This is a genomic window from Rhodococcus sp. 24CO, from assembly GCF_050586165.1.
GTDB lineage: Bacteria > Actinomycetota > Actinomycetes > Mycobacteriales > Mycobacteriaceae > Rhodococcus_F.
On the sequence record NZ_JAZFNF010000001.1, the window covers coordinates 738,151 to 757,311 of the forward strand.

Annotated in this window: 15 protein-coding genes; 9 read left to right on the top strand and 6 right to left on the bottom strand. The window is 61.1% G+C overall.

Annotated elements, in window-relative coordinates:
• Window positions 1-12: 12 nt before the first annotated feature.
• Complete coding sequence (locus V2B23_RS03360; RefSeq protein WP_430949007.1) at window positions 13-1,176, bottom strand: sensor histidine kinase; 1,164 nt, start codon at window positions 1,174-1,176, stop codon at window positions 13-15.
• Between the two features lie 87 nt (window positions 1,177-1,263).
• Here V2B23_RS03360 and V2B23_RS03365 point away from each other — a divergent pair, with 87 nt between their 5' ends.
• The 3 genes from V2B23_RS03365 to V2B23_RS03375 are packed head-to-tail and all read left to right on the top strand — an operon-like array spanning window position 1,264 to window position 4,893.
• The gene (locus tag V2B23_RS03365) at window positions 1,264-2,004 is read left to right on the top strand and encodes a TSUP family transporter (protein ID WP_267951586.1); all 741 of its coding nucleotides are present in this window, start codon (window positions 1,264-1,266) and stop codon (window positions 2,002-2,004) included.
• Between the two features lie 4 nt (window positions 2,005-2,008).
• Window positions 2,009-3,535, top strand: coding sequence for a TldD/PmbA family protein (locus V2B23_RS03370; RefSeq protein ID WP_430949008.1), 1,527 nt, complete (start codon window positions 2,009-2,011; stop codon window positions 3,533-3,535).
• Window positions 3,532-4,893, top strand: coding sequence for a metallopeptidase TldD-related protein (locus V2B23_RS03375; RefSeq protein ID WP_430949009.1), 1,362 nt, complete (start codon window positions 3,532-3,534; stop codon window positions 4,891-4,893). The genes V2B23_RS03370 and V2B23_RS03375 overlap by 4 nt, the downstream gene beginning before the upstream one ends.
• Window positions 4,894-5,287: 394 nt before the next feature.
• Here V2B23_RS03375 and V2B23_RS03380 read toward each other — a convergent pair whose 3' ends face one another.
• Together V2B23_RS03380 and V2B23_RS03385 are read right to left on the bottom strand one after the other, a co-directional pair.
• Window positions 5,288-6,778 (bottom strand): hypothetical protein, encoded by a 1,491-nt coding sequence (locus tag V2B23_RS03380; RefSeq protein ID WP_430949010.1) that lies wholly within the window; start codon window positions 6,776-6,778, stop codon window positions 5,288-5,290.
• 138 nt (window positions 6,779-6,916) lie between these two features.
• Window positions 6,917-7,711, bottom strand: a complete 795-nt coding sequence (locus V2B23_RS03385; RefSeq protein ID WP_430949011.1) for a TolB family protein — start codon at window positions 7,709-7,711, stop codon at window positions 6,917-6,919.
• 278 nt (window positions 7,712-7,989) lie between these two features.
• Between V2B23_RS03385 and V2B23_RS03390 the strand changes: the two genes are divergently transcribed.
• Window positions 7,990-8,481, top strand: a complete 492-nt coding sequence (locus V2B23_RS03390; RefSeq protein WP_430949012.1) for a hypothetical protein — start codon at window positions 7,990-7,992, stop codon at window positions 8,479-8,481.
• A gap of 94 nt (window positions 8,482-8,575) precedes the next feature.
• Here V2B23_RS03390 and V2B23_RS03395 read toward each other — a convergent pair whose 3' ends face one another.
• Window positions 8,576-9,328 carry a pyrimidine reductase family protein gene (locus V2B23_RS03395; RefSeq protein WP_430949013.1) on the bottom strand — a complete coding sequence of 251 codons (753 nt, stop codon included), beginning with the start codon at window positions 9,326-9,328 and terminating at the stop codon, window positions 8,576-8,578.
• Window positions 9,325-9,843: a flavin reductase family protein gene (locus V2B23_RS03400; protein ID WP_430949014.1), complete on the bottom strand. Its 519-nt coding sequence runs from the start codon at window positions 9,841-9,843 to the stop codon at window positions 9,325-9,327. Before V2B23_RS03400 ends, V2B23_RS03395 begins: the two co-directional genes overlap by 4 nt.
• A gap of 717 nt (window positions 9,844-10,560) precedes the next feature.
• On the opposite strand from V2B23_RS03400, the gene V2B23_RS03405 reads away from it, so the two are divergent.
• From V2B23_RS03405 to V2B23_RS03425, 5 genes are all read left to right on the top strand, one after another.
• Window positions 10,561-12,708 (top strand): catalase, encoded by a 2,148-nt coding sequence (locus V2B23_RS03405; protein ID WP_430949015.1) that lies wholly within the window; start codon window positions 10,561-10,563, stop codon window positions 12,706-12,708.
• A gap of 306 nt (window positions 12,709-13,014) precedes the next feature.
• Complete coding sequence (locus tag V2B23_RS03410) at window positions 13,015-14,355, top strand: APC family permease (RefSeq protein ID WP_430949016.1); 1,341 nt, start codon at window positions 13,015-13,017, stop codon at window positions 14,353-14,355.
• Window positions 14,356-14,459: 104 nt separating this feature from the next.
• Complete coding sequence (locus V2B23_RS03415; protein WP_430949017.1) at window positions 14,460-14,609, top strand: hypothetical protein; 150 nt, start codon at window positions 14,460-14,462, stop codon at window positions 14,607-14,609.
• A gap of 30 nt (window positions 14,610-14,639) precedes the next feature.
• A complete protein-coding gene (locus V2B23_RS03420) occupies window positions 14,640-15,026 on the top strand; it encodes a DUF4440 domain-containing protein (protein WP_430949018.1) in 387 nt (128 codons plus the stop codon).
• A 98-nt stretch (window positions 15,027-15,124) separates the two neighbouring features.
• Window positions 15,125-15,997, top strand: a complete 873-nt coding sequence (locus V2B23_RS03425) for a TIGR03620 family F420-dependent LLM class oxidoreductase (RefSeq protein WP_430949019.1) — start codon at window positions 15,125-15,127, stop codon at window positions 15,995-15,997.
• A 567-nt stretch (window positions 15,998-16,564) separates the two neighbouring features.
• Here the strand turns inward: V2B23_RS03425 and V2B23_RS03430 are convergent.
• Window positions 16,565-18,220: an ABC-F family ATP-binding cassette domain-containing protein gene (locus V2B23_RS03430; RefSeq protein WP_430949020.1), complete on the bottom strand. Its 1,656-nt coding sequence runs from the start codon at window positions 18,218-18,220 to the stop codon at window positions 16,565-16,567.
• Window positions 18,221-19,161: the final 941 nt, after the last annotated feature.

Genomic DNA, 19,161 nt, shown 5'->3' on the forward strand with positions numbered 1-19,161 from the left:
CTGCCCGGTCGGTCAATCCTGGATCGAGAGGGGAAGCTCGGCGTAGACGCGCCAGCTTCCGTCCGGACGTCGACCGGTCTCGAGAGTTCCTTGCAGAACTGCGACGCGCTCACGCATCCCGACCAATCCGTTGCCGGAACCACCGGTAAATGCAGACGTCGCCGTCCCCTTGTCGATGACTTCCACCAGAACTGCAGTGTCGGTGCGCCGCACGGTTACTCGCGCTTTCGGACTGTCACCACCGTGGCGCAGTACGTTGGTCAGTGACTCCTGAACAATCCGGTGAATGCCCAAACTCACTGACGGCGTGATGTCGTCGAGTTCGCCCGTCAACTCCAGTCGCACGTTCAACCCCGTCGCGCGCATCATCTCTACAACCTTCGCGATGCCGGCAGACCCGTGCTGCGGCATCGCGTCGTTGTTTACTTCGGTGCGCAACAGCGAGACCGTGCGTCGCAGTTCCGCCAGCGCGTCACGACCGGTGCTCGAGATGTTGCCGAGTGCTTTCTTCGCGAGGGCCGGATTCGTATCGACTGCGTAGCTCGCCCCGTCGGCTTGGACGATCATCACGCTCACCGCGTGGGCTACGACGTCGTGCAGTTCGCGGGCGATCCGTGTCCGCTCCGCGGCAACGGCTTCCTCGGCCCGGCGGTCGCGGTCGTATTCGGCCACCTCCAGCCGTGCCGCCACCTCTTCGTCATACGCGCGTCTGGCACTGACAAATTCGGCGGTGATCCAGGCCAGCGCGAACAGCATTGCGGTGACGATGAGATCCAGGACGATGTCTGTTCGCACGACAAGCATCGCCAGAGTCGAGTCGATGAGGAGAAAGCCGAGATAAATTGCAGCGGTGCGCCGGTCCACGTACACGACCAGCGTGTACAGAGCCACGCCTAACGCCAGCAACCCTGGATGTTCGACTGATGCGTTTCCACTCATCCACATGAGAAAAGTACTGGTGAACGACATCAGGAGGATCGCCACTGCCGATACTCGCGGGTACTTACGGCGCCAGAGGACAGGAAGGCAGATCAGGAATCCGAGCGCCAGCTGTTGCCAGTGCTCCTCGCGCTCAGAGCCTATGTACGAGACGATCTCCAAGGCGAAGAACAGCAGCGCCAATGCGCCGTCGGCGATCATCGGCTTGCCTCGCAGCCACAGGCTGAACCTCCTCATGCGGTCAAGACTCCCACACCGTCACCGCATCACCGCTCACTCTGTGAGAGAGTCACCGCCGTGGATATTGCGGACTGGGGCCTGCTCATGACTGCGGCGACGGCGGCCGGATGGGTTGATGCCGTGGTCGGCGGCGGCGGGCTGATTCTGCTGCCGGCTCTGTTCCTTGTTGCACCCCAGTTGACGCCGCAGGCCGCACTGGCCACCAACAAGCTCACCGCGTTCACCGGCACCAGTGCTGCGGTGTGGACGTTCTCACGCCGAATTCCGATGCAATGGCGACAGTTGATCCCGGCGGCGATCTTGGCCGCGATTACTGCAGCGTGTGGCGCGGCAGCAGTGTCGTTGATCGACAAAAAGTACTTCATCCCGATCGTGATGGTTGTCCTGGTGGCCGTCGCCGTGTTCGTCACGATGCGTCCGAGCCTGGGCACGACGCTCGCCACGCACCGCCCGACGCAACGCAAGTCGGCACTGGTGATCTTGCTGTCGGCTGGACTCATCGGGCTTTACGACGGTTTGCTCGGGCCCGGCACGGGCACGTTCTTGATCATCAGCTTCGCGACGTTCCTCGGAACGGAGTTCGTCCGCAGTGCGGCGATGGCGAAGGTCATCAATCTGGGTTCGAATTTCGGTGCTTTGACGTACTTTGCCGTCACCGGCCATGTGTGGTGGAGCTTGGGATTGGCGATGGCCGTGTGCAATGTTCTCGGTGCGGTTGTCGGTTCGCGCATGGCGCTGAGTAAAGGGTCCGGTTTTGTCCGGATCACACTGCTGGTTGTTGTGATTGCCATGGTGATTCGCCTGGGGTGGCAGCAGTTCGGCTAGCGTCATGACCGTGACCGTCACCCGATTTGTCGATGCAGATTTCCTCGCCCTCCCGCTGAAGGCAGTAGCGGACGCCGCGCTGTCGGCAGCACGCTCTGCCGGAGCCGAGCACGCCGATGTACGTGTACACCGGTTGCTCACTCAGTCGATCAGGGTGCGCGACGGCAAGGTTCAATCGGTTTCGGACAGCGACGAAGTGGGAGTGGCTGTCCGCGTGATCGTGGACGGAACCTGGGGGTTTGCCTCCCACGCCGAGGTTTCACCCGCTGTTGCCTCGTCATTGACACAGCAAGCCGTCGAGGTTGCGAGGGCGTTGCGATCACTCAATCGCGATCCGGTGACTCTGGCCGACGAACCGATCTACTCCGACGCCACGTGGGTGTCTCCGTACGAGATAGATCCGTTCACCACGCCGACGTCGGACAAGGTGGATCTACTCCTGGACTACTCGGGCCGTCTGCAGGCATCCGACGGCGTCGACCATGTCACCGCTGGGGTTCTGCAGGTCAAGGAGCAGACGTTCTACGCCGATCTGGCGGGCTCGTCGATCACCCAGCAGCGGGTGCGACTGCATCCCGAAATCGAGGCAACAGCCGTCGACAAATCAGCGGGCAGCTTCGAATCGATGCGTACTTTGGCGCCGCCGGTCGCGCGGGGTTGGGAGTATCTCGGCACCGGTAGCACCTGGGACTGGGCCGAGGAACTGGCGCAGATCCCGCAGTGGCTCGCCGAGAAGGTCAAGGCGCCGTCAGTGACACCTGGCCCGACAGACCTCGTGATCGACCCGACCAACCTATGGCTCACCATCCACGAATCCATCGGGCATGCAACCGAATACGATCGGGCAATCGGATACGAAGCCGCCTACGCCGGCACCTCCTTCGCGACCCCGGACAAGCTCGGCACACTGAAATACGGGACCGACATCATGCATGTCACCGCCGATCGCAACGTCTCCCACGGACTGGCCAGCGTCGGGTACGACGACGACGGCGTCGCCGCCCAGCGCTGGGACCTGGTCGCAGGCGGCACACTGGTCGGATATCAACTCGACCGCGCGTTTGCCCCGCGTCTGGGCTTGGAGCGCTCAAACGGGTGCTCGTACGCCGATTCACCGCACCACGTTCCCATCCAGCGCATGGCCAACGTATCCCTCTCCGCCGATCCAGAGGCCGACACGTCCACGGCCGACTTGATCTCGAGAGTCGAGGACGGCATCTACATCGTCGGAGACAAGTCCTGGTCAATCGACATGCAGCGCTACAACTTCCAGTTCACGGGTCAGCGGTTCTTCAGGATCCGGGACGGCAAACTCGACGGCCAGGTCCGCGACGTCGCCTATCAAGCCACCACCACCGACTTCTGGGGCTCGATGGAAGCCGTCGGCGGAGCGTCGACGTGGAAACTCGGCGGCGCCTTCAATTGTGGAAAGGCGCAACCCGGACAAGTCGCCGCAGTCAGTCACGGATGCCCGTCAGCCTTGTTCCGCGGCGTCAACATCCTCAACACCCGTTCGGAGGCCCAGCAGTGATCACCGCGCAGCAGGTAGTGGAACGCGCGCTGGCCGCGCGAACTGTCGACGAGTCGATCGTCATCGTCACCGACGCCAGCGAAGCGTCGTTGCGGTGGGCCAACAATTCCATGACCACGAACGGTGTTTCACTGTCGCGGACCTGGACCGTCATCTCGATCGTTCGGGACGGTGACGTCGCCCGTGTCGGCACTGTCAGTTCCAGCAGTGTCGATCCCGCGCAGATCGAAACCGTAGTGAAGGCAAGCGAGGACGCTGCCCGGAGCGCAACACCCGCGGACGACGCCTCCGACCTCGTACCGGCAGGTCCAGCAGATTCGGAATGGGAATCCGGTCCTGCGCTGACCGACATCGCTGTCTTCAGCCGCCTTGCCGGCGACCTCTCCGTCGGTTTCGACGGACAAGATCAATTGTTCGGCTTTGCCCACCATCAACTGCACACCACGTGGCTCGGAACCTCCACCGGCCTTCGTCGCCGCACCGTTCAACCCACCGGCTCAGTCGAGATCAACGGCAAACGCGGCGACGCCAGCGCGTGGGTCGGGTCCGGAACGATCGACTTCAGCGACATCTCGATACCTAATCTTCTGTCCCAGTTGACTACTCGTCTCGATTGGGCGAAAAACTCGGTCGCCTTGCCGGCCGGACGGTATGAAACCATTCTTCCGCCGTCCGCGGTTGCAGACCTCATGATCTACCTGATGTGGACCATGGAAGGCCGCGGAGCCGAAGAAGGCCACACCGCACTGTCGAGGACAGGTGGCACCCGAATCGGGGAAACCCTCGGAACACTGGGTTTGACTCTGACCTCGGACCCTGACGCCGACGGCTTGAATTCCGCGCCGTTCGTGGTGACCACGTCGTCGAGTGAATCCGTGTCGCTCTTCGACAACGGTATCGACATCGATCGTGTCGACTGGATCAAGGACGGCACGATCTCAGCCCTCGCGTATCCGCGTCACGCTGCCCGCGAATTCGACCGACCCGTTGCCGTGCCCGGTGACAATCTGATCCTCACCGGCGGCCACGACACCGGCATCGAGGACATGATCGCGAAAACCGAACGCGGTCTCCTCCTCACCACACTCTGGTACATCCGAGAGGTAGATCCGACAACGCTGCTGCTCACCGGGTTGACCCGGGACGGCGTGTACCTCATCGAGAACGGCACGATCGTCGGGGCGGTCAACAACTTCCGCTTCAACGAGAGCCCGCTGGACCTCCTGCGCCGTGTCACCGAAGCCGGACGCACCGAGATCACGCTCCCCCGCGAATGGAAAGACTGGTTCACCCGCACGGCCATGCCACCGCTGCGCATTCCCGACTTCCACATGTCGTCGGTCAGCGCGGCGCAGTAGAAACGTTTCCCTCCAACCCGCTCTGGGTACGCCGTCGATAGGACTACACGAAGAAGTTTTGCAATGGAGAAGTACAAGATCACCCTGCCGGAAGGCACCTCGACAGTCGGAGAATTCGAATCCGACCGGGACGCTATTGCCTATGCAGTTAAGTTGAATCACGGTTGCAGCGAGAGCGTTTCGGTATCGAGGATCGACAACACCGGAAAATTGATATCAACCTCGCTGCAGTGCGATTCCGCCGGTCGAGCGAAGAATCGACGACGGTCAACGAATTCCGCGCAGCATGCGTGAGATTGGCTGATGCTGGTTGCCGAGACGCCGGTTACAGGTGCTCGGCGGTGCACTTGCCGAAGCCTGTCCGATCAGGCAGCGGCAAACGGTGGTCGTTGTACTAGCCGCCCACTCGGATTACTCCACTGATCGTCCCTTGAAGGTAGTCGGCACTCGAATTGATCAGCGCGGACATCTGCAGGGTGTCGTTGACGATGGTCCCGGGTAGATCCCGCGAGGCCAGGACCTCCCCTGTATTCGGATCGATCACTGTGAACGCAAAGCCGTCGAGCGGAGTCGTGCTGTCGGCTGAGAGCGGGAGCCCTTGACGGACGACGGTGTACAAATTTCCGTCGGCTGTCGAAAGATGCGGCACGGCGGAGCTGCGAACGTCGTTGTCCCACACTGTGTGGCATCCGGTTCCACCATCATCGACATCGACGCGAGTCATGCCGCCGACAAACGGTGCACTCGCGGGTACTGCGGGTCCGGCGCCCTCGGGCACCGTCGGGTAGGGATAGCCGTAGGTACCGGCAACGAACACCGAGGTGCCGATACCAATCGGCGAGTTCTCGCTGCCTGGCCCTGCTGTACTGAGAACCTTTTGACTGCACACCATTTCACCGGTTGTCGCGCGATAGACCAACAGATGCACCTGTGTGTCGGCGTTGTCGACGATCGTCACGTAGTCGTCTCCGTTGGGACCGAAATAGGTTGGCGTGGAGCCGGTCCCCCAACTGAGTTGACCGGGCTTGCGCGCACTGCCACGGTCGTACGGTGCACGCCAATCTATCGTCGGGGTGCCGTCCTGCGCGGCGCTGAGCTGGTACAGCGCGTGAGTAGTCGCGACGGCGGTGCCGAACGCCGAGGTGGAGATGCTGTTCTGCACTTCCTCGCCGGCCGGCAATTGCAGTGTGCGGGCGACTCCTCCCCCATCGACGCGACCGACGCGACCGGCGCCGGTTGCAAACCACACATTGCCCTGCCAGTCCGGTGCGAGGCCGGTGACGTTGTCGCCGTCGGGAATTGACGAGGTCAGATCGACGGATTGGTCAACGAAAAGCCGCCAACCGCCGTTTGCGCTCTGCTCGTGCTGCACCCGCACCAGCGTGCGGTTACCGTCCACCGCGACGAGCCGGTTGTTGTTGTCCAGGTACGCATAGACACCGCCGAGAAGGCTGCCTTTCGCAAGTTCAAGTTGCGCAACGGAAGCAGCCGGTGAGAATGATCCGATCGACGAACCCGCCGATCCGGTACCGAGCGCGGACGTGTCAATCAGGTGCACCGTCGGAATCTGACCGAGAATGCTGGTGCACAGAGCCAGAACCAATCCATCGGAACCTTCCAGCAGCGTCGGGCACGCGGCCGCCAGCGGAAGCGGATCTACGGCTAAGTTCCCGGTGCCCGGACCTCTGAGTGGTGTCGCATCGGAGGAACCGGCGTCACCGTGCATCGTCGAGGTACCCGTGGGTCCGAGGAACGGATTGGGAGCGGCGAGTGGACCCCAGGATATGGGCTGAGCGGACGCGTTGCCACCGGCTGCGGCAATCAGGACAGCAGTAAGAGCCGTGAGAACCATTCGGCCCCTCGTCCCGCTCGGCACCTTCTGCATCGCATCTCCGTTCCCCGTGGGAGTGTTTCGCGGGCGACAGACGCAGACCCGCGCTAGTGCGGTTCGAGTCGACCACACATTTGTCTGCCACCAGGCCGATTAGCGAAAAATCGCGACAAATACCGCAAAGGGTCGACGTTACGCATGTCCGCCCCAACTAGGCGCTTGAGCGATCAGCGATTTCGAGGTCAACAGACGTGGTTCGCTGCCGTCTGGGTTCATGACCCAAATACCGACGAGGGTACGAGGTTCAGCTACCCCGTGCGTGTAGACGATTTTCGAGCCGTCTGGCGAATACACCGCTCCGACATCATGTTCCGTCGTAAGTGCGCGAATGTCCTTGCCGTCGGCGCTCATCACGTATGTCTCGGATTGGTTTTTCCCGCCGCGGTTGCTCGAGAACACGATGGTCGACCCATCCGGCGAATAGGCGGGGTCGGAGTTCCAGTACTGGTCACGCAGAACCTGAAACCACCCGGTGCCATCAGCCGAAAACCCTGCAATGTAACCATTTTCGTTGAAGATGATCTTCGTTCCGTCCGGGGAGAACGACGGATAGGATCGACTCGGGACGCTGTGATCGTCATTGACCTCCGGTGAGAGTTGTTTCCGATCGGAACCGTCAGCATTGATCAGGCAAATCCCGCCGACGCAGCCGAATACGATCTTCGAACCATCCGGCGAGAAATTGGGTGAACCGCCGCGGTCGGTCACGGTCGTCTGCTCGGTTCCGTCGACGTTCATCACCGCGATCCCAGATCCACGGGTGTAAGCAATCTTGCTTCCATCCGGAGTGACAGCAGGGTCGGACGCGTACTCAGCGTAGTTGTCGTCAGTGATGGTGGCGGTGAGCTGACGAAGTCCGCTCCCGTCCGGCTTCATCGTGTAGATCGAACCGTCGCCATCGGCGAAGGCAATGACTTCTGTCGCCACGTCATGTTCTGGTTCAGGGCTGCTACAAGACGCGACGATGAACATAGCGAGAGCCGCGACAATGAGCACTCTTGATTTGCTCGATCGAAGCCACCCGTAATTTGTGCGAACTCTCATCATCGACCTCAGCTCCCTAACCGTGAGGACCAGGCACTCGGTCCACTATTACTGCGAGTGTGCCAGGGCCGACGGACCGTCAAGTCCCACACGGCAATGACAACCCGACGATTTCTTGCCGCAGTCAAGACGCGCGTAGGGCCAGCTGCTCTAATCAACCGATGACGATCACAGGATTGATAGAGGCTGAGCACCACACGTTTCTCATCTCGGCAGCCGACGCGGATCCCACCGATACATACACCACCGGCCAGGTTTTCGACGCCGGCAATCACCTCATCTCCGTTCACACCGGCATCGCCTACGGTCCCGTCAATGTCACACTGGAACTGTTGTCCGGCGAGGACCACATCTTCGAAAACGGTGGGCCTTACATCGATCTCGACGCATGGGACAACATCGAAGAAGTCACCGTCGTGTGCCGCGAACCCATGGTCTTCATCACCTTGGCAAACGAGATCGTCGAAGAGTTCGGGGAGCTCACCTCCCACCGAGGTGCTCGGCACTTCCGCATCGCCACCCGTGGGCGAGCATCGCACTGGGACCTCGATGTCGACACCCCCACCGAGGACTACCTCATCCAGACCTGGCCCACAGGCGGACCTTCGATGATCCGCGAGATCAAAGCCACCGATGGCGTCTGGAAAGAATGAGCGCAGATTCTTGCCTGCTGCCTGCACTCGAATGGGAAATCCGTCTATCGTGTCGGCGCACGTCAAAAGGCGGCCCGAGGAACCTCGAAGTGCATCAATGCGCAGAGTAAGGGCGCTGGTAGCGCATGTACAAGTATTCGGCTTCGAGCAAGACGTGCCGTAGCTGCAACGTCTGGGGAACCTCGAGTGGCGGGGCAGCGATCGGTCCGGAGACTGGCTGGGGCCCCGCCAGTGTCGGGGAGAGAGTAAAGCACATGTCGTCAACGAGATCGTGGGCCACGAGGGTGGACAGAAGGGCTGGGCCCCCTTCACAGAGCACTCGCATCAACCCGCGATCGCGTAGGCCCGCGATCATCGCGACCGGATCAACGTAGTCGTCCCCTGCCACCATGATCTCGACACGGGACCGCACATCGGGACCGTATGTGGCGGCCGCCTGTGCGCTGGTGACAACAATTGGGCGCGGCCCTTCTGCGGTGAACAGCGCGGATTTCCAGGGAAGGTCACCGCTGTGCGTCACAACCGCAACGGGCGGCATCGACACTTGCCCGCACGCGTCGCGGCGGTATCGCCGGAGTTCGGCATCGAGCACTACAGGTCCGTACCGTTCCGCGCGTATCGTTCCGGCGCCGACGAGAAGCACATCGCAGTAGGCGCGCAGGGACCTCAGTAACTGATGATCAGCAGTGTTGGAGATTGGGCGTACTCGACCGTCAAATGCAGCGGCGCCGTCGAGGCTCGAGACCATGTTCACCCGAACCCCTTCGGGGGCGTCGGCGTAGAAGTCGTGAAGGGTGCGGCCTTGGGCGTCTACGGGATATAACGATCGCCACCGATGCACTGTCATGCGTCGTGTCCGGGTTCGAGCGCTCGAACGTCGGCGAACGTGGTGTACTCGTCGAGTCTTTCAGGTGCGTAACCGGTTTCGGGTTCGAGCAGGAAAGCCACATGGTCACCCGCGTCCACCTGTTCGAGGATGCGCCCGGCGAACCAGGCCGTTGCTTCTTCGAGAATGGGAAGCCCGAAAGGCCCGTGGCTCCACTCGCAGCGCGTGAACTTGTCGATATCGTCGCCCGTCGACTCCCCGAACAGCTTCGCTATCGCGTCGTTTTTGCGGGGGATGAGGTGTACGGCCAGATGCTCGGCGGTGGCAGCGAGTCGGTAGGTGTGGTTCTTGTTCGACAGACCGATGAGGAAACGCGGAGGCGAAATACTGATCTGCGAGGCGAAACCGACGAGGCACCCCGCCCGCTGGTCTCCGACATGAGTGGTCACGACGAACATCGGATAATTCAGCGCCCCCACGATCCGCTCGAAGGCACCGCTGTCCGGCGAATGAAGGCTCTCACTCGAATCCTGCATCGTTGCTCCCTTCACTTCGGTAGCTACCCCTGCGATTTCCTTGTTGCTCAGCAACCCATTCGCACTGTTGCCGATTATCTATATCAGATGATATAGATTTGAGGTAGCGGGAGTTGCACATACCGATGGACAAAAATCAGATGAGGTGCTGTCAGGCGCAGGGCATGACGTCGGTTCCCGGGGCAGCCTCACCTGAATCTCTATCCAGTTCGATGCCGGCAAGTGAGGACAACTAATGGGCAAGTGGGTTTCCCTGCCATGGGACGTATTGCGCGTGCAATACACGGTAATCCGGTTTCCGCTGACACTTCTGGGGCGCCTGGTGGTACGCGCATTCGATACCGATGCGCCATGTCGGCTGACGTATCAACAGATGCTCGAGTCGCTTGACGGTACAGCGGGGACCATTCTCGGTGACCGCACCCTGGCCCGCCGAGCACAGGCAGAGATGGGGCCCGCCAGCACGGAACTACTTTCGCCGACAACCTGTGGTCTCCTGCCCGTGGGCTTCCATTCGGAAATCACAGGCACGAACCGAATCCCCCCGGGGACAGACGACTGCACGCGAATCACATGGCGGATTGGGGGCCTGGCCCGGTCGGCACCAATTACCAGGTCAACGACGTAACACCTTTCCGCTAAATCGAAGTTCAGCACACACTTCCCACCACATTCTGGCGCGAAATCAACTTTCGGAAAAGTAATCGAGGAGGCACAGTGACCAAGAAGAAGCCCATAAAGAAGCCCCAGATCCCCGGGGTTCCAGGCCCAGTGACACCGCCTTTGAAGGAACCAGTCGAGCCCATCGCTCCATTGCCGTCGAAAGACGATCAACGCGCCCCACAACTACGCACTGCGACAGCCACCGCTGTAGAAGGGCCACCGTCCGCGCGCTCGCAGCAGGGCGAATATCTGACCACCGCACAGGGCGCCCGCCTCTACGACACAGACCACTCTCTCAAAGCCGGGGAACGCGGCCCAACTCTGCTCCAAGACCACCACTTACGGGAAAAGATCACCCATTTCGATCACGAGCGGATCCCCGAGCGTGTCGTCCACGCACGCGGCGCCGGCGCCCACGGAGTGTTCCGCGCCTTCGGCGCCGCTGAAAAAGTGACTAAAGCCGGCTTCCTACGTAGAGGAGTCGAAACCCCCGTATTCGTCCGCTTCTCCACAGTGCTGGGTTCACGCGGCTCGGCGGACGCAGTCCGAGACACTCGCGGGTTCGCCACCAAGTTCTACACTGCCGAAGGAACGTTCGACCTGGTCGGCAACAACATTCCCGTCTTCTTCGTCCAGGACGGGATCAAATTCCCCGACATCGTCCATGCCGCGAAACCACATCCAGACCGCGAGATCCCGCAAGCCCAGAGCGCGCACGACACATTCTGGGATTTCGTCTCCCTTCACACCGAAGCCACTGCGCACACGCTCTGGAACATGTCCGACCGCGGTATTCCACGTTCGTATCGGATGATGGAAGGATTCGGCGTTCACACCTTCCGACTCCTCAACGACAACGATGAAACCTCACTGGTGAAGTTCCATTGGAAGCCCCGCCTGGGTGTGCATTCCGTGGTGTGGGAAGAAGCGCAACTGATCAACGGATTCGATCCCGATTTCCACCGCCGCGATCTCGCCGACGCCATCGAAGCGGGCGCTTACCCGGAATGGGAACTGGGCATCCAGATCTTTCCCGACACCCCCGAGCAGACGTTCGAGGGCATCGATCTCCTCGATCCCACCAAATTCGTTCCCGAAGAACTGGCGCCGGTACAACCGATCGGGGTGATGACACTCAACGCGAACCCGACCAATTTCTTCGCCGAAACCGAACAGATCGCCTTCCACCCCGGCCACCTCGTGCCCGGTATCGACGTCACCGACGATCCGCTACTGCAGGCCCGCCTGTTTTCCTACCTGGACACCCAGATCAGCCGCCTGGGTGGACCCAATTTCGGTCAGATCCCGATAAATCGTCCACACGCACCGGTCAACGACATGTTCCGGGATGGAATGCACCAGAGCGCAGTACATTCCGGTGTCGCCCCGTACAAGCCGAATTCACTGGACGGGGGTTGCCCCTTCATGGCCGGCGCAGAGTCCGGGGCCTTCGTCGAAGTACCGGTAGCGCTCGAGGCCGGTACGAAACTTCGCGGCGCGCCAGCCACATTTGACGACCATTACTCGCAGGCGCGTCTGTTTTACAGCAGTCTCACTGTCGTCGAACAAGACCATGTGGCACAGGCATACACCTTTGAACTAGGAAAGTGCTACGAACAAACGATCAAGGAACGAGCCCTCGGTGTGATCGCCAACATCGATCCCGACCTGTGCGCGAGAGTTGCCACCGGCCTTGGCCTGCCCGCTCCGCAGCCGTCCGTCCCGTTCGACGACGCGCCGATGCCCAGCTCTGCCCTGTCCCAGATCGGCGCGCAGTGGCCGGTTACCGGCCGGGTGATCGGTATCGTCGCTGACGAAAATTCGGACCTTCCCGGCATCGAAGCGGTACTGTCCGGCCTCGCCGAAAGCGGGATAGTGCCACTGGTGATCGCCCCACACGGCGGCACATTGGTCTCGGGATCGGTCACTGTTCCAGTCTCGCGCACCTTCGATACCGCACGATCGATCGAATTCGACGCTCTCCTACTCGCCGGGGCACCTGCAGACCCACGAGTGAATATTCTCCTGACGGAAATGTTCCGACACGGCAAGGCCATCGGGGGCTGGAACGACGGGACAACGCCCCTCGACAACGCTGGCATCGCTACTTCCGACGGCGTCGTGACCGGCGAGGACGGCCCGTCGGTGCTCGAACAAGTAGTGACCCTGCTCGCATCGCACCGAGTCTGGAGTCGCCTCTGAGCAACCGCCGGTGAGTGGGCAGTTTCCGATCGGCGCAGAGGACCGGAAACTGCCCACTCGCTCCCAAGCCTGATGCGCCGACACTTGATGTCTTGCACCGTCGACCGCCGAACCAAGTCACACAAGCGGCGCACTGTTTATCGCCGCGGCCGCGGCGCGTGCCAACAACAAACGTCGAAACGTCAAGATTTCAGCTCGTGTTGGAAACCACGATCGATGGCTAAGTGACTGAATCCGGGTGGCGGCACGGCCACAGTGAAGACAGGATGACCCTTGCAGAAACGACGCGCCTCACAGTCGGTGAACGTGGACGAGACCGAACAACCCGACAAGAGCGGACAGCGAAACGGTCTCGCCCGGGCCATAACAGGGCCACTTCTATTCGTCTTCATACTCGGCGACGTTTTGGGCGCCGGCATCTACGCATTGGTGGGTGTCATCGCCGGCGAGGTCGGGGGCGCGGTCTGGGTGCCACTTCTAGTAGCGCTAGCGATGGCGTTGCTGACGGCGACGTCGTATGCCGAGTTGGTAACGAAGTATCCGCGCGCCGGCGGTGCCGCGGTGTTCGCGCAACGAGCATTTCGGAAACCGCTTGTCTCGTTTCTCGTCGGTTTCTCGATGCTGGCGGCAGGTGTTACGAGTGCAGCGGGACTTGCACTTGCCTTCTCCGGGGACTATCTCAAAGCCTTTGTCGACGTGCCCACTGTTCCGGCCGCACTCGGCTTCCTGCTACTGGTGGGCCTTCTCAACGCGCGAGGCATCAAGGAGTCGATGCGCGCAAATGTTGTCATGACAGTCGTCGAGGTCACCGGTCTGGTATTGGTCGTCGTCCTCGCGTGCGTCGTGCTGGGGCGGGGTGACGGAAACTTGAGCCGCCTGGTCGAGTTCGACGATAATCGTTCCCCGGCTCTGGCGGTGCTGGCTGCTGCACTGCTCGCGTACTACTCGTTTGTCGGCTTCGAGACTTCCGCGAACGTTGCCGAAGAGGTGAAGAACGTGAGCAAGGTCTATCCACGTGCGCTGTTCGGAGCTTTGGTGACGGCAGGCGTCGTCTATGTGCTTGTAGGACTCTCCGTTTCGGTGGTTCTCCCCGCCGATGAACTCGCCGAATCTTCCGGTCCGTTGCTGGCGGTAGTGTCAGCGGCTGATGTCGGCTTTCCACCTCGACTGTTCAGCCTGATTGCGCTCGTCGCCGTTGCCAACGGTGCGCTGCTGACGATGATTATGGCTAGTCGGCTCACTTATGGAATGGCATCCGAAGGGTTGCTTCCTCGATCGTTTTCGAAAGTACTTCCGCAGCGCCGCACTCCATGGTTGGCAATTGTCGCCACCACTGCCGTCGCCATGGGTTTGTGTCTGACCGGTTCGCTGTCTGCCTTGGCTGAGACGGTGGTGCTGCTATTGCTCGTCGTCTTCATCAGCACAAATATCGCCGTACTCGTTTTGCGTCGTGATGTGGTGAAACACAGCCACTTCCGAGCGCCGACCATCTTCCCGATCCTTGCTCTTCTCACCTGCGTTGCGTTGCTCACTCAGCAGAGCGCGGCGACATGGCTACGCGCGGCAGCGTTACTCGCGGTCGGGATAGTTCTCTACGCCCTCTCGTGCCGCGCCACGAAAAATGGCGCGACGAGCTCCAACGCGTAACCATAGGGATTTTCTGCTACCGTCGCGCTCCCGACGAAGCAGCTAGATTGGTGTCGCGGGTCCTGCCCTACAAGTACAACGACAATTTCGATCGAGGAGATCACATGGCGAAGACGGATCGCAGCAATGAAACCCCGAAGGCTGGACATCCCGGCCCCACAGACAAGGGCGAGAGCGGTGGTATGGCTACGCGCGAGCAGGCGGCGGAGTCGGCTCCGAATTCAACTGATGAAAAGAAAAAGCGTCAGAAATAGTCCTGATTCATCGGTCGCTGTGACATACCCGTGAGTGAGCCCGACCGCAACACCGAGCCCGAACTCCTTGACCTGCTCGACGAACTCAAATGTCGAGAGCCGATCTTCCACCACCCAGAACTTGGCAACACACGGGAAGACTTCGATCGGATGACCGACCCGGGTTTCTGGGAGACGGGGGCGTCCGGCCGCCGCTACAGTCGCGAGCACGTCTGGTCGATTCTCGAGCAGCGATACACGTCGGACCCCTCCGACCAACTCGATCAGGGCTGGCACACCAGCGAGTTCCAACTACGCGAGATCGCCCCGGCTACCTATCTGCTGACCTATACACTCCAGCAAGACACCACGCTCACCCGCAGGGCAACCATTTGGGCTCACCCGCAGGGCAACCATTTGGCAACGGCGCGAAAGTGATTGGGCAATCCTCTACCACCAAGGAACTCTCGTCTCCGACCCGACACCAAACGTGGTGATTCATCACCCTCACGTGGATCAATAGCTAGGCTCACGTTATGACACGACAAGTAAGTGCATGGGGTGGCGCGCTCTGGCTGAGTCCGCAACATCGCGAGGAAGCACTCGACGCAGCCCGCGAACTCGACGAGTTGGGTTACACAAGGCTCTGGACGTCAGGCGGTTTCGGAGAAGGCCTGCCTGCCGTGTACGGCGAAGTGCTATCTGCGACAACGCGAATCGGTGTCGCCAGCGGCATTGCCAGCATCTGGCACGCCGACCCCACCGAAACCGCCCAAGCCGTCAGCACCCTCGAGCGCGACTACCCTGGCCGCTTTCTCCTGGGAGTAGGAACCAGCCACGCACCGATCGTCGATGCGAAGGCGCAGCACACCTACACCAAGCCTTACACGCACATGGTCCAGTACCTGGACGCTTTGGACGCCGCACCGGAACCGGTCCCCGCCAGTCGCCGAGTCCTGGCAGCCCTTGGTCCTCGCATGCTCAAGCTGTCGGCTGCCAGATCGGCCGGAGCACACCCGTACTTCGTCCCGCCAGAACACACAGCGCTTGCACGAGAGATTCTCGGGGCCGAGCCACTGCTCGCACCTGAAGTTGCCGTGGTCCTCGAAGAGGACGAAACCATTGCCCGCGGGATCGCCCGCGAATACATGCGCGGCTACCTGTCGTTACCGAACTACTCGGACAATCTCCGCCGCCTCGGCTACACCGACAAGGATTTGTTGGACGGGGGTAGCGACGCTCTGATGGACACCCTGATTCCGTGGGGTGACCTCGAGCGTGTCTGCGCCGGCATCGAAGCGCACTACGAAGCGGGCGCCGACGAAGTAGCGATCCAAGTGCTCACTGCAGACCCAACGTCCTTCCCAGCCGCAGAGTATCGGGATCTTGCCACGGCACTGATCGCCTGACAGACACCCAGGGTGTTCACCCGTCAATCGCTGTTGGGTTCACCTATTAGATCTGCAGATTCTTCCGATAAGCGATTTCTGCTTGATCAGGCTTCGTGAGGGCGGTTTCGCCGGATCTTCGACGAGCACTGCGGGCTCTCGAGACGTCGGGAGCGACAACTTCGGTGAACTCGGCGGTTACGGCCCGTGCTTGTCTGTGTCGGCCGCGCTCCGCTAGCGGAATCCGCCTGCTCACGCCGGCTATGCGAGTCGCGCAGGATCACATTCAACGCGGCGAGGGTGAACCCCATCAGAAGGGCGTAGCGGCGGATTCCGAACCCACGAAAGAACCCGCGGTGCACCGCCATCCGGTTGTTCTTCTCGGAGTCATGGGAGAGAAACCATGTCCACAACAGTCATCGTGCTCACACCACGTAGCGAACGCCTGCAGTCAGGTCGCCTCAGACGTTCGCTCGCTCTTCCGTCAGTTGCGGTACCGAACACCTCGATCCCGACAGCAGCGACCAGGAAGTCGATAATCGCATATGCGCAGCGGCGCTAGAGCTGGCAGCGCATCGGAATTGTTGCTCATACCGATTTCCCGCGCAGAGCCGCTTCAGCCAATTGCAGTGGGGTCCAGTCGTCGACGTCGCGGAGAAGTTGGCGATCGTGGGTGGAGAGAACGACCGCGGCGTAGGTCGCGGCCAATGCCTCGGTGAGTTCGTCGACGAGGGCAACTGAGAGGTGGTTCGTCGGCTCATCGAGTAGGAGCACATGCGGCTTGCCGGCTAGCACCATCGCGAGGTCGAGACGACGTTGTTGTCCCATCGACAGTTCACCGATCCGCTTGCTCGATTCACGCGCGCGCAGGAGGCCGAGGTGCGAGAGCCCGATTGCATCGGACGGCTCCAGTGTCCCTGCTGCGATGAGCGCGTCGAGGTGAGCGGCATAGACCTCACCCGCCCGCCTGTGCAATGGCAGATCGGTTTCCTGACGGAGGTACCCGAGACGGGTGCCCTGCGACTTCCGGACGGAACCCGTACTCGGTTGCAGTTCACCGGCTATCACGCTCAAAAGCGTCGACTTTCCGGCACCGTTGTGGCCAGTCACGACGAGGCGATCGCGGCGAGAGAGCGTAAAGGAAACCTGGCAGTCCAAGCGGGCCGCTACGCAGACCCGATCCGCACTCAACAGCACCTGACCGGCTTTTGCTGCGAGTTCAGGGAACCGAAATTGCTGGGGTGGTTCCGGCATCGTCACCGCGTGCGCTTCGAGTTGCTCCTGGCGGCGATGAACGCTCCGCACGAGCCCGCCCGCGCGCGTCGCGCGACCATGCTTGTCCGTTCCCTTCTCCGGTCGCCATCCAGATTGGAGACGGTTCTGCGCTGAACTGAGACTGTCTTTCAGTCGGGCATGTTCGGCTTGTTGGCGGTCGTACTCTTGTTCCCAGAGTGCGCGTTCGGCGAGGCGGCCCTCGCGGTAGCCGGCGTAGCCGTTGCCGTACAGGCGGATCCGGTCATCGGATGAGGGGTCGAGGTCCACGACGGTATCCGCAATAGCGGAGAGCAGTGCGCGATCGTGCGTGACGACAACGACGCCTCCTTGGCGCTCTCGGAGCTGTGCAGTCAGGAATTCGAGACCGCTGATGTCGAGGTGGTTTGTGGGCTCGTCGAGGAGCAGGAAATCGTCATCTGCACCCAGAAGGCAGGCCAGGCGTACTCGGTATCGCTGCCCCACGGAGAGAGTGTCGAGCAATCTGTCAGGGTCGGTTTCTGCGTCGAGCGCTTCGAGGGCGATGTGCACCCGGCGCTCGGCATCCCAGGCGTTCAGCACTTCGGCGTATTCCAAAGCGGCCGAGTATCGCTGAGCCCCGTCGGCGGTTCCATCGGATATCGCGTGCATTGCGGCGTCGAGTGACGCCAGCGCCGCGAGCGATTCGGCTATCGCGTCCGCGACGGCTTGACCGACGGTTCGATCGTCGTGTGCCGGCATCTCCTGCTCCGCGACACCTAGTGTGCCGATGCGTTGCACCGTGCCGGAGTCAGGGGTGAGGGTTCCGTCGAGTACGTGGAGGAGGGTGGATTTCCCTCGCCCGTTCTCTCCCACAATGGCGATACGCGATGTGGGAGTGACATTGAGGTCGACGTGGTTCAGGACTGGGTTCGCACCGCGCATCACGCATACGTCGGAGGCGATGAGCTGGGCGCGTTGGCGCATGGATTGAGCGTTCGTGGAAGTGAGCATTCGGATCCTTCGAGAAGACACACCGGCTGCCAAAGGCAAACAGGTACGCCGAAGACGGCGACCCCACGCAGGGGTCGATAACGAGCGGCCGCCGCAAGCTCGGATGACTCGACGAGCGCGGAAGGCCTTACTCAGCCGTCTTAGAGAAAGTACAAATGCACGCCCCAAAGGTAAATGTATTAAGAACCAATTGCAAACGGTTTAGGCGGTTCCCGCTTGGGCATAAGGAACGCGGGCGGCTGGATATCATTTCTTCCACTCGGCCGAACGAGCACCGTCCCAAGGACAGAGTGCAGACCGAGGATTCGGCCTCGAATCGTTTTGCGTGTAACCGAGTTTTTGGCCCGAGAGTTGATTGTCTGCTATCGCGTTGTTGGTGATGACCACTGTTCGATGTTTGTCGGCGTTGTTGACGGTTGCCAACATGCGTAGCCAATGCTCGTTGACATCTCCTTCCGGCGGTCGACTGCAGGCTGGTGAGGCCTGAGAATGTCGACCAGCTCGGACAAGCCTTTGTCAGCTACCCATCCCTTGGCGAATTTTTCTTCGAATTCCGCCGCGTCGTCGAAGATGGGGAACTGTGCACGGCGGCCAGCTCGTCGGTTTACCGCGGTCAATGAATGGTCCGGTGCCGACCGCGGGTTCGCGATCACGTCACCGAGGACCTCGACAGCGAACCGAATCAGCGTTCGCGTCAGAGCCTCGTCCAACGTCAAGGGATGATCTCCACGATCTGGCACGCCAAAGATCATGCACCCCAGTGCAATACGAGATACCTGCAGCCCTGACGAGCCCAGGCGAACATACTGCATGTCAATTCCTTGAGGGTCTTCACATCTGCGCTTCATATAGGCCAGGGTGAATAGCTATCGCTTAATACGGTTTTCGCTCGGCGACACTCACGAAGCAACGCAGATGGGAGAGCTCCACCTGTCAACGCT